Origin of the sequence: Pantoea sp. UBA5035, from assembly GCF_002415245.1 — a bacterium.
GTDB classification, from domain to species: domain Bacteria; phylum Pseudomonadota; class Gammaproteobacteria; order Enterobacterales; family Enterobacteriaceae; genus Pantoea; species Pantoea septica.
Window position 1 is genome coordinate 374,270 of record NZ_DICD01000028.1, and the last position, 13,400, is coordinate 387,669.

16 protein-coding genes, 1 tRNA gene and 1 pseudogene are annotated in these 13,400 nt (G+C 56.4%); 10 read left to right on the forward strand and 8 right to left on the reverse strand.

Annotation, left to right across the window (positions count from 1 at the left end; all coding sequences use genetic code 11):
* Positions 1-11 precede the first annotated feature (11 nt).
* Together B3229_RS20990 and B3229_RS20995 are read left to right on the forward strand one after the other, a co-directional pair.
* Complete coding sequence (locus B3229_RS20990) at positions 12-1,076, forward strand: class I mannose-6-phosphate isomerase (RefSeq protein ID WP_286874134.1); 1,065 nt, start codon at positions 12-14, stop codon at positions 1,074-1,076.
* A 9-nt stretch (positions 1,077-1,085) separates the two neighbouring features.
* The gene (locus tag B3229_RS20995; RefSeq protein WP_286874136.1) at positions 1,086-1,850 is read left to right on the forward strand and encodes an alpha/beta fold hydrolase; all 765 of its coding nucleotides are present in this window, start codon (positions 1,086-1,088) and stop codon (positions 1,848-1,850) included.
* Between the two features lie 272 nt (positions 1,851-2,122).
* Here the strand turns inward: B3229_RS20995 and B3229_RS21000 are convergent, their stop codons facing one another.
* The 3 genes from B3229_RS21000 to B3229_RS21010 form a co-directional block, all read right to left on the reverse strand.
* Positions 2,123-2,467, reverse strand: coding sequence for a hypothetical protein (locus B3229_RS21000; RefSeq protein WP_286874138.1), 345 nt, complete (start codon positions 2,465-2,467; stop codon positions 2,123-2,125).
* A gap of 81 nt (positions 2,468-2,548) precedes the next feature.
* Positions 2,549-2,929, reverse strand: coding sequence for a YidB family protein (locus B3229_RS21005; RefSeq protein ID WP_286874141.1), 381 nt, complete (start codon positions 2,927-2,929; stop codon positions 2,549-2,551).
* A 21-nt stretch (positions 2,930-2,950) separates the two neighbouring features.
* Positions 2,951-3,211, reverse strand: a complete 261-nt coding sequence (locus B3229_RS21010; RefSeq protein WP_048782259.1) for a GlsB/YeaQ/YmgE family stress response membrane protein — start codon at positions 3,209-3,211, stop codon at positions 2,951-2,953.
* Positions 3,212-3,727: 516 nt separating this feature from the next.
* On the opposite strand from B3229_RS21010, the pseudogene B3229_RS21015 reads away from it, so the two are divergent.
* A pseudogene (locus B3229_RS21015) lies at positions 3,728-3,883 on the forward strand (LysM peptidoglycan-binding domain-containing protein); the annotation flags it as partial.
* 392 nt (positions 3,884-4,275) lie between these two features.
* Here B3229_RS21015 and B3229_RS21020 read toward each other — a convergent pair.
* The 3 genes from B3229_RS21020 to B3229_RS21030 form a co-directional block, all read right to left on the reverse strand.
* A tRNA-Asn gene (locus B3229_RS21020) sits at positions 4,276-4,351 on the reverse strand.
* 103 nt (positions 4,352-4,454) lie between these two features.
* A complete protein-coding gene (gene mtfA / locus B3229_RS21025; RefSeq protein ID WP_286874145.1) occupies positions 4,455-5,231 on the reverse strand; it encodes a DgsA anti-repressor MtfA in 777 nt (258 codons plus the stop codon).
* A 160-nt stretch (positions 5,232-5,391) separates the two neighbouring features.
* The gene (locus B3229_RS21030) at positions 5,392-6,069 is read right to left on the reverse strand and encodes a hypothetical protein (RefSeq protein WP_033749856.1); all 678 of its coding nucleotides are present in this window, start codon (positions 6,067-6,069) and stop codon (positions 5,392-5,394) included.
* Between the two features lie 604 nt (positions 6,070-6,673).
* On the opposite strand from B3229_RS21030, the gene B3229_RS21035 reads away from it, so the two are divergent.
* Both B3229_RS21035 and B3229_RS21040 read left to right on the forward strand, forming a co-directional pair.
* Complete coding sequence (locus tag B3229_RS21035; protein WP_033749854.1) at positions 6,674-7,372, forward strand: phosphohydrolase; 699 nt, start codon at positions 6,674-6,676, stop codon at positions 7,370-7,372.
* 77 nt (positions 7,373-7,449) lie between these two features.
* Positions 7,450-7,701 (forward strand): Arc family DNA-binding protein, encoded by a 252-nt coding sequence (locus B3229_RS21040; RefSeq protein WP_048781596.1) that lies wholly within the window; start codon positions 7,450-7,452, stop codon positions 7,699-7,701.
* A 39-nt stretch (positions 7,702-7,740) separates the two neighbouring features.
* On the opposite strand, the gene B3229_RS21045 is transcribed toward B3229_RS21040, so the two are convergent.
* Together B3229_RS21045 and dcm are read right to left on the reverse strand one after the other, a co-directional pair.
* Positions 7,741-9,333 carry a methyl-accepting chemotaxis protein gene (locus B3229_RS21045; RefSeq protein WP_286874149.1) on the reverse strand — a complete coding sequence of 531 codons (1,593 nt, stop codon included), beginning with the start codon at positions 9,331-9,333 and terminating at the stop codon, positions 7,741-7,743.
* 115 nt (positions 9,334-9,448) lie between these two features.
* Positions 9,449-10,819, reverse strand: a complete 1,371-nt coding sequence (dcm, locus tag B3229_RS21050) for a DNA (cytosine-5-)-methyltransferase (RefSeq protein ID WP_286874211.1) — start codon at positions 10,817-10,819, stop codon at positions 9,449-9,451.
* A gap of 211 nt (positions 10,820-11,030) precedes the next feature.
* Here dcm and B3229_RS21055 point away from each other — a divergent pair, with 211 nt between their 5' ends.
* The 5 genes from B3229_RS21055 to B3229_RS21075 all read left to right on the forward strand — a co-directional run bounded on the left by B3229_RS21055 (position 11,031) and on the right by B3229_RS21075 (position 13,297).
* Positions 11,031-11,507 (forward strand): very short patch repair endonuclease, encoded by a 477-nt coding sequence (locus tag B3229_RS21055; RefSeq protein WP_033791379.1) that lies wholly within the window; start codon positions 11,031-11,033, stop codon positions 11,505-11,507.
* Positions 11,508-11,572: 65 nt separating this feature from the next.
* Positions 11,573-11,845 (forward strand): hypothetical protein, encoded by a 273-nt coding sequence (locus B3229_RS21060; protein WP_033791378.1) that lies wholly within the window; start codon positions 11,573-11,575, stop codon positions 11,843-11,845.
* Between the two features lie 10 nt (positions 11,846-11,855).
* The gene (locus tag B3229_RS21065; RefSeq protein ID WP_286874154.1) at positions 11,856-12,767 is read left to right on the forward strand and encodes a DUF808 domain-containing protein; all 912 of its coding nucleotides are present in this window, start codon (positions 11,856-11,858) and stop codon (positions 12,765-12,767) included.
* Positions 12,768-12,808: 41 nt separating this feature from the next.
* Positions 12,809-12,940: a hypothetical protein gene (locus B3229_RS21070; protein ID WP_255351574.1), complete on the forward strand. Its 132-nt coding sequence runs from the start codon at positions 12,809-12,811 to the stop codon at positions 12,938-12,940.
* A 177-nt stretch (positions 12,941-13,117) separates the two neighbouring features.
* The gene (locus tag B3229_RS21075) at positions 13,118-13,297 is read left to right on the forward strand and encodes a YodC family protein (protein WP_048781589.1); all 180 of its coding nucleotides are present in this window, start codon (positions 13,118-13,120) and stop codon (positions 13,295-13,297) included.
* The last annotated feature ends 103 nt before the right edge of the window (positions 13,298-13,400 follow it).

The window sequence follows — 13,400 nt, forward strand, 5'->3', positions numbered from 1 at the left end:
CAGGAGGAGAGATGAACGCTTATCCTTTAAAGCTGACTACGCCCCTCGCCACTCATATCTTTGGCGGACAGCGTATCAGAGAGCAGTTGGGAAAAGCGGGTCTGCCTGAGACGCGCGTGGCGGAGAGCTGGGAAATCAGCGACGTGGACGGCATGATCGCCTCCGTCACCAACGGCGAGCTGGCGGGCCAGACGCTGCGCCAGCTCACCGAACGCTATCCTGACGAGATGGTCGCCCCTGGCTGGCGCGGCCCCTTTTTTCCGCTGCTCAGCAAGTTTATCGACGGAACCGGCATGCTGCCGGTTCACCTGCACGCTAACGACGCGCTGGCGCAACGGCTTGAGCAACAGCCCAACGGCAAAAGCGAAGCCTGGCATATCCTGTGGGCCGCGCCTGACGCCACCTGCCTGCTGGGCGTGCGCGACGGCGTGGATAACGCCCGCCTTAAGGCCGCGCTGCTGGCGCAGGATTACGATGCGGTGATGTATCGGGTGCCGGTAAAAGCGGGCGACACCTTTTATGTACCCGGCGGCATGCTGCACAGCTTCGGTCCCGATACCCTGATCTATGAGATTGAGCAAACCTCCAATATCCAGCAGCATGCGATGCCGTGGCGCATGGAAGATGGGTCGCGCCTTTCTCAGAAAGAGTGGGAAAAGAATATCGATGCGCTGCTGCAGGAGCTGCGGCCGGAACTGCGCTGCGCGCCGCAGCGGGGACTGGCGCTGGAGGCGAAAGGGCTGACGCGGCTGTTCTGCTGCGCAGGGCCCTATTTTGCACTGGAGCGCTGGCGCTTTAGCGAGCCACAGCGTTTCAGCTTCGACAGCGCGCGTATCCTTTCCAACCTCGGCGATCCGTTAACGGTCGAGGCGAATGGCGTCAGCGTCGCGCTGGGTCGCGCCGAGTCGGTGCTGCTGCCCGCCGCGCTGTCAGAAGTAACGCTGCGCGACGCCGGCGAACTGCTGATCGGCTATGTGCCGGATCTGGCGCGCGAGGTCGTCGCGCCGCTGCGGCAGGCGGGCTATAGCGAGGCGGCGATTGCGCGGCTGGGCGACATTCACGGCACGATGATATAGGAGGTTTTTATGCTGCCTTACAGCTTGCAGGGAGAGGGCGAGACGACATTTGTGCTGATGCATTATCTGGGCGGATCGCATCGTACCTGGTTTCCCACTCTGCCCTGGCTTGACCGCGCCGCCCGCTGCGTGGCGTTAGATATGCCGGGCTTTGGCGCAGCATCGGGCATGAAAGATTATGATGTGGCTGCAATGGCGGATCGGGTTGATGAAACCCTTCGCCATCTGCAGCTGGAGAAGGTGATCCTCGTCGGCCACTCTATGACCGGCAAAGTAGCGCTGGCGCTTGCCGCCCGACGGCCCGATTATCTTCAGCGCCTGGTGCTGGTGGCGCCATCGCCGCCCGGACCGCAGCCGATGAGCGAGCAGGATCGTCAGGCGCAGGCCGCTTTTGACGGCTCGCGCCAGCAGGCAGAAACCTTTGTCGACGGCGCCTGCTCTGCGCATCTGCCGGACGTGCTGCGCGAGGTGGCGATTGCCGACGCGCAGAGTGCCGCGCCGGCCGCTTTTCATGCCTGGGCGCTGCACGGCAGTCGGGAAGATCTGCGCGAGCAGATTGGCCGTCTTGAGCTGCCCGCCATGATGGTGCTCGGCAGCCAGGATGGTAATGTGCCGGGCGTTGAGGCGCAGCTGGAGGTGATGCGCGCCCATTTGCCGCAGGGCGAGCTGGAGATTATCGACGGCGCCGGGCACCTGATGCCGATGCAGACGCCGCAGGCGCTGGCGGAGCGGATGCTGGCGTTTGCGCAGCGCGATCTCGGAGCCTGTGGTTAAAGCGTTAAGCCACCTGGCCCGCTCAGTTTGCTCTGAGCGGGCTTTTTACCCTTCGGAAAACCGGCAGGGCTGCTGGCAATCTGAAGAAGCGCGTGACGCTGGTCGCCGCTGAGGCTGATAAGAAAAGCGGCTGGATGATAAACTGAACGAAAAGTCGTTTGCTGTAAAAAGAAGCGGGCATAAAAAATGCCGGTAAAAAGCCAGGCTGAGGAGTGCGGCTGGAAATCGGTTAACTCAGGTGTGGCGGCGGCTCAGGGCTGAGGGTATGGCAACTATTCACTCTTATCGGTTATCTCCTGGCTTATCTCTTCGCTTCTCCAGTCAATATGAAAAGAGAGGCCGTTATGAGCGAATGCATATTCCACCTTATAGCCTGCATCTTCAAACCTGTTTTTTATCTCTGCCAGGTATTCTTCGAATGCTCCGCTCGACAGGAGAGGGTACGTCTCTTTTAGGCCGGCATAGACGAAATAGCCGAGCTTGTGCGTTTCAGGCTGTCGCAGCGCGTTGACAATATCATTGGTGATTTTAAAAGATTCTCTCTGCGCGAGGTGTTGCGACTGGGATATATTTTTTAAATAGCATTGCCTTAAAAATCTTGCTTTAGGAATGATCATCTGTCACTCAACTGTATCGATATCGGGCAGGACCATAAGACCCAGCTAATGCGCCGGGGCTCAAATCTTCTGCTAGTTACCTTAGCGCGTGAATCCGCTTATCGCAGAGGCAAGATCGGCCTCTTTAACAATAGCGCCAGCAGAAGAAATCTTATCAACTAACTGGGGAAGATAGCTCGCCAGCAGGTTAGCGGCATCCTCGCTGTTTACGCCGACATTACTGGCTAACTGCTGAACAGCTTCCGTACTAAACATTTTTTGCACGATATCACTGCTGATGACCATATTATTCTCATCGCCGAGCCAGGATTTGACGATATCGCTAAATTCACCCGCCTGCAGATGGTTAACAATGGCATGAATACCGCCTTGTTGTTCTACCCATTGCAAAACGCCTTTTAATTCCTGACCAGCTTTATCATTAACGCCAACCAGTTCCAGAATAGTATCCAGTAAACCCATCTTTATCACCTTAAGTAAATATTATGCTTGTTTTAGCGCTCTGATTTTATGCACCACAAACAAAACGATAATGGCGCCCGCGGTAGAAATTAAAATGCTGTAAAGGTTGAATCCGCTGACCTTGCCGAATCCCAGCGCGGTACTGATCACGCCGCCGATCAGCGCGCCTGTTACGCCGAGCAGGATAGTCATGATAATCCCTAAATGTTCCTTACCGGGCATAATGCATCGCGCCAGGATGCCTGCGACTAAACCAAAAAAAATCCATGACAATATACCCATTACGCATTCCTTAGTTATCGGTTGATCTGATTAAAACTCGTCAGGCGTATATGGTATATGGCGCGTTATTTTTATGACAATCTTCATTCTAAACCTCAGGTAAACAATCAATGAGTTAATAAACAGGGTGCGCTTCGGCGTGCTAAAAAATGACAAGAACGCTAATCTGATGTTGTTTATTACAGAGGCGGTGTTAATTCTTTGTGTCTCTTCTGGTTGTGCCAATATTCTAAATAATAATAATGGAATGTATGTGTACACTTGCAGGTGATTGATAATTTAATTAACAAAAGAGAATAACATCTCTGTTTATTTTCTATTGAGTGTTTATGCGTTGAGATTTGTTTACACTCTAAAGGCTAAAATTTATATAGTGATTTCAACAGCGTATTGTTTAAAAAACAGGGTTAGAATATGAGTATTTTAGATAAGGTTAAAGATATCGGCAGCGATCTGCTGAAGACAGTGGAAAACAGCACTGAAGCGAAGAGCACCACCGCTAATAAAGATGAGCGTACCTATACCGTACAATCCGGCGATACATTAAGTTCTATTGCCAAACATTTTTATAGCGATGCTTCTCTCTATATGAAGATTTTCGAAGCGAATAAATCTACGCTCTCCAGCCCTGATAAAATCGCGCCGGGTCAGGTGCTGCATATTCCTGAGTAATAGCCAGAATATCTCTTTATGCCAGTTGCATTGAATAAAAAGCAGCTGGCGTTTTTATTTTGCCTGCCGCTGATTCATTTTTCAGCGCCTGCTCGTCATCGAGGCGGCAGGGAACAAACTTTTACTTATTACGCTTGCATAGCAAGATAGTCGGGATGATTAAAATAGTGAATGCGAATAAAGAGGGTGCTTAGAAAGTTAAGGCTGCGTATTGAGGGAGCTTCGGAGAGAAGGCGGCCAGGCCATCAGGGCGATGAAAATACGCGAAGTCTGACCACCGTTCTTGTCCGATGCGCTGCGGGATAGAGAAGACGCATCGGAAAGGCTTTTCACGCTTACTCGTTGAATCTGCATCAGAGCGAGATTCGCGAAGCGGCATGAAAGTACAAATATGGCTCCTCTGACTGGACTCGAACCAGTGACATACGGATTAACAGTCCGCCGTTCTACCGACTGAACTACAGAGGAATCGTGTCGATGGGGCGCATATTAATGGCCGCGCTCCGGCCTGTCAACAGCGAAAAACACATTAGCATTCAACTGGCTAGCTTTGCAGCAAAGCGATCGCGAATTAGGCGGTGGCGGTGAAAAAGCCGTCAAAACGCGGCAGCGGATGCTGGCGATAAAACTGACTCAGGTGACGATACATTGCCGGAAAGCGCTCGTATAACAAATCAGGCGCGGTAAAAAAATACTCTGACAGCACGGCAAAGCACTCGGCGGGATCGCTGGCGGCGTAGGGATCGATAGTCGCGGCCTGCTCGCCGACCAGCTCAACCTCGTTTTCAATCTCGTCCATCGCGGCGCGCAGATCTTTTTCCCACACCGCCACATCACGCAGCGGCATCACCGGTATGCCGCTGGTATAGCCGCAGCCGCGCGCGTCGAGCTTGTGCGCCACCTCATGGATCACCAGGTTGTAGCCGGAGAGATCGAAGGCGTCCTGAAGGTCGAGCCAGTTGAGCACGATCGGACCCTGCGTCCAGCTCTGCCCGGCATGCACCGCGGCGGCGTGATGCACCAGTCCCTGTTCATCTTCCCAGCTGTCCGCTACCTCGAAAGGTTCCGGGTAGATCAGCACGTCGTGAAAGCCGTCGAGCCACTCCAGCCCCAGCTTTAGCACCGGCAGACAGAAAAGCAGGGCGAGACGCGCGCTGTGCAGTTCGTCCAGCTCGACGTCCTGCAGCGGCACCAGTTTCTTCTGCTGCAGGAAACGCTGCGCCATAGCAATCAGCGCCTGCTGCTCATCCTCGTCCAGCCAGCTGAACACCGGCTGCGCCAGCGCCTGACGCCAGGGAAGATCGGCAAGCACGGTGCGGTTCTCGTTTTTCCACGGCCATTTAAACATCGCAATACTCGCTGACGAATTACCCGCGCTATCCTGTCCGCCAGAAAAAATGCCAGCATCCGAAGCGGTCGCTGGCACCTTAATCTGGCTGCAGGGATGAAAGCTGTCTATTCAACCGCTTAGCATGCAATTTGTCTGTGATTCAGCACGCAAAGCGCTATTAATTGCGCGCGACGCGCTCAAATTCAATCACCCAGACCCAGGGATTCACTTCCCAACTGGTGGCGCCGTACTGCTTCTGCCACGCCTTGCGATAGGCCTCTTTAGGCGACTCCGCATTCATGTTCATGGTGAAGAAGTTGTTGAGGAAGTGCGAATCGGTCTGCACGCCCTCGGCCATGATGTCATCTTCGCTGATATCCTGGATTTTTTCCGCACGCACGGCGGTAATCTGCAGGTTGATGCGGCTGGCCCAGCGGGGCATGTGAATAGCGGTCTGCCAGCCGAACTGATCGGCTTCCGGGCCGCTCTGGGCATGGTGTCCCAGCTCGTTGTTGTCGGCGCGGTACTGGCAAAACGCCGGCAGGCGGAACGGCGCCGGATCGCGCTCATACTCCGCCAGATCGTTTTCCGGCACGATTGGCCCGCGCCAGGTTTCGCGCACCCAGAGAATATCGCCCGGCTTGCCGTAGGGGCAGTGCTGGCTGATATCGGCCATCGACATCAGCTTATAGCCGTGCAGATGGTTGGCGTTAACGTCAAAGGCATGCACGCCTTCATGGTGATCCTGACCTGGTCCGAAAGACTGCGTTTTCATGATGCGCCGGGTCTGGGTTTGCTGGCCAACCAGCAGGGCGCGAACCCGCTGTTCGGAAAAAAGAATCGGCCGTTCTTTCATTGATTACCTCTGAATATAAATAGAACCCGGTGGACACACATTAAACCGCTGTCTTGCGCCTGCGTGCAGCGGCGATGAATTTACATCAATCCGCTTAACAATTTGACGCCTTACAGTAACGGCAACACAACGATTTGCCTTTAGGAAAAAGCGAAAATGCAAAAAACGCACCAGTCCGAGTCTACTAAGTGGTCCCTTACCTGGTATAACCCGGATACAGTACGTTATATCGGACGTTTTTAAAACCTTTTCAGATTCTTTAACCTTCACAAAGCTGCAATATCCTGAATGAGCCTGGGTTTCGCTCCAGGTGAGCTTCCTTGCCGGCTGCAGAGGCAGCGCGTCAATTTTGAGCGATATTAATAAGTTTTGCTTAAGATAAATGATATGGGTTAATGCTGAAAGTTTGTTAAACACTGGGATAATGCTTGAATTAGCGCTATAACTCGATCCCGGTCTCATTTTTTTCGAACCGGTTTTGTCACTGCGCATTTTACACCACCCTGTGTCAAAAATTTGTCATCAGCTACTCGGTAAGATGACGTCCCACTGCGTACGGTCCGATGTTAAGACCGGTACCAAAACATTAACAGGGAGATAAGCCATGTCGCTCTCACTCTGGCAAACGCGCTTCGAAAGCTGGTTTCAGATTAACTGGGTTCATGATGACAAGGCGCACGATATCGCCCATTTGCGCCGTGTCTGGATGAGCGCGCAGCGTATTATGGCAGGCAGCGACGCCAGTCCGCTGGTCGTGCTCACCGCCTGCTACTTCCACGATGTGGTCAACCTGCCGAAAAATCACCCCGAGCGCCATCTTGCCTCGACCTATGCCGCCGAAGAGACCGCACGTATTCTGACGCAGGATTTCCCCGACTTTCCTGACGCGCTGATCCCGGCGGTGGCGCACGCCGTTAAGGCGCACAGCTTCAGCGCCGCTATTGCGCCGGAAACCCTGGAGGCGAAAATCGTACAGGACGCCGATCGGCTCGAATCGCTGGGCGCTATCGGGCTGGCGCGCGTATTCTATACGGCCGGCGCGCTTAACCGGCCGCTGTTCGATAATGAGGATCCGCTCGGCAAGATGCGCGAGCTCAACGACGTCAACTGGACGCTCGATCACTTTCAGAAGAAGCTGCTGCGGCTCCCCGATACGATGCAGACCGAAGCGGGCAGGGCGCTGGCGCAGCATAACGCCGACTTCCTGGTGCACTATATGGCCAAGCTGTGCGCGGAGCTGCAGGGCAACCTCACCAGCTTCGACGAGTCAGTGTTGCGCGATTTCAGCCCATTACGCGCCTAATATTAAATTTTTATGACAGTATGTTAAACGTCCGTGACTTCCGCTACGTTGATGATAAATAACGAGGGAGTAACAGAATGACTGAGACGGTAAATTTGACGATTAAGATCGATCCGGCGCTGAAAGAGCAGCTGAAACAGCTGGCGCTGGAGAATCAAATCTCAATGAGTCAGGAGATTGTTCAGCGTTTACAGGAGAGCCTGCTGCCGCCCACCGCCTCTGCGGTAGACAATCAGGATACGGCGGAAACCGCGTCAAACGCGTTTTCCGCGGACGAGGTCAAACAGCTTCGCGCCCTGCTGAAGAAACAGACCAAGAAGAAGAAATAAACAAGACCCGTCGCGAGACGGGTTTTTTATGGGCGGCGTTTACGCCTGCTCGATGCGGAACTGCCGCACGCTCTGCGCCAGACGCGCCGCCTGCTGCTGCAGGGCGTCGGCGGCCTGCTGCTGCTGCGCGCTGAGACCGGCGTTAGCCTGTAGCGTCTCGTCCAGCTTGTGGATCTCTGCGGCGATATGGCTGACGCGCGTGCTTTGCGCCGTGGCGTTCTGCTGTAGCGCCTGCAGCTGCACGGCGATATCGGCTACTGCGCTGCTGATGGTCTGAAACAGCGTTTCCAGCACTTTGACCTTGTTAAAGCCCTGAGCGACATGCTGCTGCGTATGCTGGATCAAACCGTCGATGCGCTGCGTCGACCCGCTGCTCTGGCTGGAGAGCATGCCGATCTCTTTCGCGACTACCGAAAAGCTGCGGCCGTATACGCCGGCGTGCGCAGACTCAATCGCCGCGTTAAGCGCCAGCAGGCGTGTCTGGAGCGAAAGGCTATCCAGCATCTCGACGATCCCGGCGATATCCCCGGAGGCGGCGACAATCTGGCGCATCTGCGTCTCCATCTCATCTACCCGCGAGACGCACTGCTGCATCAGCCGATCGGCGTCGTACGCCTGCTGCGTCGCCTGCTGCGACACCTGCGCGCTGCTCTCTACCTCGTCCGCCACGCGGCGCAGCCGCTGCGACAAATGGGTGAAGCTGGCGTTTTGCGACTGATGCTGAGCGCTTACGCGCGCGTTATGCTGCTGCATCTCGCCTGCGCCCGCCGCCACGCCGGCGGCGATGGTATTGATCTCATCAACGATATGACGCAGCCCGTGGCGCATCTCCGCCATGGCGCTGAACAGCTGCTGCGTTTCGCGCGGCTGCAGCCGTCCGGCGGCGGGCGGCGGAAGCAGGTCGCCAGTGGCGATGCGCTGCAGCTGGACGCTGGCGTGGCGCAGCGGCGCAATAACCCCGCGCGCCAGCAGCACGCCGCCCACCAGCAGCAGCGCGAACAGCAGCGCGCTGACCAGCAGCGACAGGTTACGGCTGTGAATCATACTCGCCAGCGTGCTGCGGTTGACCGCGCCGAGTTCTTTGTTGGCCGCGTCGATCTCCGCAAACCATGCGTCGTTAAACTGCTGCTGATAGGCCTGCATCGGCACCATGAAAAAGGCGTCGATCTGGTTATGCGTTAATCCTTTTAACTGCTCTTCCAGCCCCTGCGCCAGCAGCGTAAAGCCCTGCGCCAGCGCACCGTTCTCGTCGGCATGGTAGCGCGCGAACAGCGCTTTCGCCTGCTGCAGCGAGGCGCTGGCGCCGTCGGCCAGGCTTTTCCAGCTGTCTACCGAGCCGCTCTGCTGATCCTGCATCAGATAGATGCCCGCGCGGTGGCTGCTGTCGCTGGCGGTAAGCAGTTCGATGCGCGCTTTATCGAGCAGGGCCAGCCTTTCCCGCAGTAGGGCGGTATGCGCCAGCGCGCTTTGCGTATGGCTGACCTGCGCGGCGAGCAGCGTAACGCCCAGCGCCTGCAGCAGGCAGAAAAGGATGACGAACAGGGTAAAGTTGCCGCGCAGGCTGCTGAGCCAGCCGGGCAATCCCGGCTGGCGCAGACGAAAACGGCGAGAGGTCAGTGTGATAGAGGACATAGCGCAACCTGAAAATAAAAGCGAGTATTCGCCGGTTGCGTGACAGCGTTGTGACAGCGGGCGCATTCGCCGAAAAACAGCATAATGCGCGTAACTAAGCTAAACTCTGGTCCTGTTACGGCTGATTTATCTGCCTGATATAGGGCAACAGCAGCTTCGCCACCGCGGCGAAAACCGGCACCACCACCGAATTGCCGAACTGCTTATAGGCCTGGGTGTCGGAAACCGGAATGCGGAAGCGGCGTTCGCCTGGCGCCTCGAAACCCATCAGGCGCGCGCACTCGCGCGGCGAGAGGCGGCGCGGCCGACGCGCCATATTGGCGGCGTTGCTGAAGTCCGCTTCGCCCAGCGCGCGATCCCAGCCGCGATCGATAAGGATTTCCGAGCCGTCTTTGTAGTAGCGCGCCGAGAGGGTGCGGACGCAGACGTCGGCCTGACGCGGATCGTTCAGCCCGAAGCCGAAGCCGTTGCCTTTCGCTTTATGTTTTCTGGCGTAGTCGTAGAGGTAGCGCCACAGCTGGGCGGAAAGAATATATTTCTCTTCCGGCTCAGGCTCCAGCAGGCTCTGCAGGCTCGGCACCGCGGGCGGATAGAGCTGCTGGATTTGACGCAGCGACAGCGTGTTGCTAAAGGGATAGTCGCGGCGGATGCCCACCAGCACGATACGCTCGCGGTGCTGCGGCAGAAAGTGGCGCGCGTCGATGATTTTCGCGTCCGGCGCGGTGGCATCGGCGTCCGCCACGTCGTAGCCCAGTTCGTCCAGCGTCGCCATAATGACGGCGAAGGTACGGCCTTTATCGTGGCTTTTGAGATTTTTGACATTCTCCAGCACGAAGATCGGCGGCTTTTTGGCGGCAATAATGCGCGCCACGTCGAAAAATAGCGTGCCCTGCGCTTCGCATTCGAAGCCGTGCGCGCGGCCCAGCGCATTTTTTTTGCTGACGCCCGCCAGCGAAAAAGGCTGGCAGGGAAAACCGGCCAGCAGCACCTGATGGTCGGGGATGGCCGCGTCGATATGGCGATAGATAGCCTCCTCGTCGCGCAGGCCGTCTGGCTGGGTTATCAGGCGGATATCGGTATTAAAGCGGTGCTCTTGCGGATCGCTGTAGTGATTCGCTTTGTAGGTGCGCACCGCCTCTTTGTTCCACTCGCTGGTAAAAACGCACTTTCCGCCGATGGCGTCGAAGCCGCGGCGGATACCGCCGATACCCGCGAAGAGATCGATAAAGCGAAACAGCGGGTTGTCGTAATGGGCCGGACGCGTCGGCAGCAGACTGCGCAACAGCGTGAGTTCGCCTTCGCTCAGCGGCGGCAGCGCGCTTTTGTTTTGCCGCAGACGGGTCAGCTGCTGCGGCGTCCAGTCGTGGAAGCCCGCCTGGTGAAATGTCGCGGCTAAATCGCGCGCGGCGTAAATCGCCAGCGCCTGGCGCATCAGGTCAGCGGTTTCGCTATCGGCAGAGAGCAGGGGAGGAGCGGGTTCCGTCATTGCGGTGGCGTCATCGACAAGCATGCGTTTTTCCTTAACTGTGAACGGGCTATGCTAACACTCCTCTGGCTGCGAAGAAATTGGCGCGCGATGCCTTAAGGCCGTTGCAGGACGCATCGCCAGGATTTTACCCGCCTCGCTAAGCGCGGCGCAGGCTTTCGCTTTTAGTGAGTCAGGCTAAAGTTGATAGAGAAGGCAAAAAGGAGACGCCATGGCCGATGTACACTCCAGCACGACGCGCAGCAAAAATATGCGTGCGATACGCCAGCAGGACACCGCCATTGAACTGCGGGTGGCGCAGCTGCTAAAGGATCGCGGTTTCGCTTACCGCGTTCAGGATAAGAATCTGCCGGGCCGTCCCGATTTCGTTCTGCTGGAGCAGCAGGCGATTATCTTCGTGCACGGCTGTTTCTGGCATCACCACCACTGCTATCTCTTTAAGGTGCCGGCGACGCGCACCGAGTTTTGGGTCGGCAAGATCAACAGCAACGTCGAGCGCGATAACCGCTACGTGCGCCAGCTGCAGGAGAGCGGCTGGAAGGTGCTGATTATCTGGGAGTGCGCGCTGCGCAACAAACTGCGGCTCAGCGACGGCGATCTGCAGGAGCGGCTGGAGGAGTGGCTGCTGGCGATGGACCAGAGCGCCGAAATCGATCACAACGGCATTCAGCACTATCGCCCGCGCTGAGGTCGCCTTGCCTTGTCGGCTTCGCCGGGTTAGATTTCGCCTTCCCCCGCGATCAGGAGTTGTGGATGAGCAGTATTAAACTGACGGTAAAACGCCTCTATCAGCTGCGCGACGAGCGCATGGTCAACGCCCATGCGACCGCACGCGTCTATATCGGCGATACCCTGGTCGCGACGGAGGAGATCACCGGCATGACGGAAAGCCCGGTCAGCAAATACCTGCATGCAGGCGAGCTGGCAGGCGCGGTCCGCGTAGAGTGGGAGTGCGACGGCATCGCTGACATTACCGTCGCGACGCTGGAACGCTGTCCCTGTTGTCAACATAACGAACCGGAATAAGGAAGAGATTTTGGCAGGATCCAGCTTACTGACTTTATTAGACGATATTGCAACACTTCTGGATGATATTTCCGTCATGGGCAAAGTGGCGGCGAAAAAAACGGCGGGCGTGCTGGGCGACGATCTGTCGCTGAATGCGCAGCAGGTCACGGGCGTTAAGGCCAATCGCGAACTGCCGGTCGTATGGGGCGTCGCCAAGGGATCCTTTCTCAATAAGCTGATCCTGGTGCCGCTGGCGCTGCTGATCTCCGCCTTTGCGCCCTGGCTTATCACGCCGCTGCTGATGATCGGCGGCGCCTACCTCTGCTATGAAGGGGTGGAAAAAGTGATGCACAGCCTGCAGCACGATAAGCAGGAGAAAAGTCCGGAGGCGCGCCAGCAGCGGCTGGACAAGCTGGCGCAGCAGGATCCGCGCGAATTCGAGAAGAACAAGGTCAAGGGCGCGGTGCGCACCGACTTTATTCTTTCCGCAGAGATTGTCGCCATTACCCTCGGCATCGTTTCCGATGCGCCGCTGCTTAATCAGGTTCTGATCCTCGCCGGCATCGCGATCCTGGTGACGATCGGGGTCTATGGCATCGTCGCCGCCATCGTTAAAATCGACGATCTCGGCTACTGGCTGAATGAGAAATCTTCCTCGGTCGCGCAGGGCATCGGTCGCTTTTTACTGGCGTTCGCGCCCTGGCTGATGAAGATTCTATCGGTGGTCGGCACGCTGGCGATGTTCCTGGTCGGCGGCGGCATTATCGTGCACGGCCTGACGCCGCTGCATCATCTGATCGAATCGATTACCGGCGATATGAGCGGGCTGGTGGCCAGTTTGCTCAGCAACGGCGCCAACCTGGTGCTCGGCTTTATCGTTGGGTCGATCGTGCTGTTAGCGGTGAATCTGATTGCTAAACTGCGCGGTAAATCGGTATAAAGCGCACTGCCATATGATGTGAAGTCAGGAGAGGAGACGCAATGAACGACGATATGTTTGAATTTGATATTGATGCCCAGCTTGAGCAGGCCGAAGCCAAAGCGGCGGAAAAGGTCAATGAAGTGCCTGACGACTTAGGCGACGAAGCGGATTGCGAAGGCTGCAAAATCTGATTTCAGCGCCAGCAGATGTTAAAAGCGGATAAGCCTTTTTATCCGCTTTTTTTATTTTCAACATTTCTTACTACTTTATTCTGAATTTACGCTTTTTTTCCATGCCTTAACGGGCAGGGTGTCCAGATGGCTGCTATAGATAAAAAGGTTCTGTTAACGGTCAAAAGGGGAGGCGTGATGAACTTTACGATTAGTGATGAAGTGCAGCATAAAGAGGGCGGACCTGCCATGGTTGTCACAGGCTACGCCAGCGGAATGGTAGAGTGTCGCTGGTATGACGGCTACGCCGTGCGCCGCGAAGCTTTTCACCAGGATGAACTGAGCCACGCGATTTCTGAGACGCAGCTCGCCAGCTAAGCGCTATTCAACGGGGATGCGCTTTTCATCCCCCGTGATTTCCCTGATTTTTTGATCCCCTGCGCCTGCTATACTCGCCTGATCCCAGTTATTCGGAGCACCG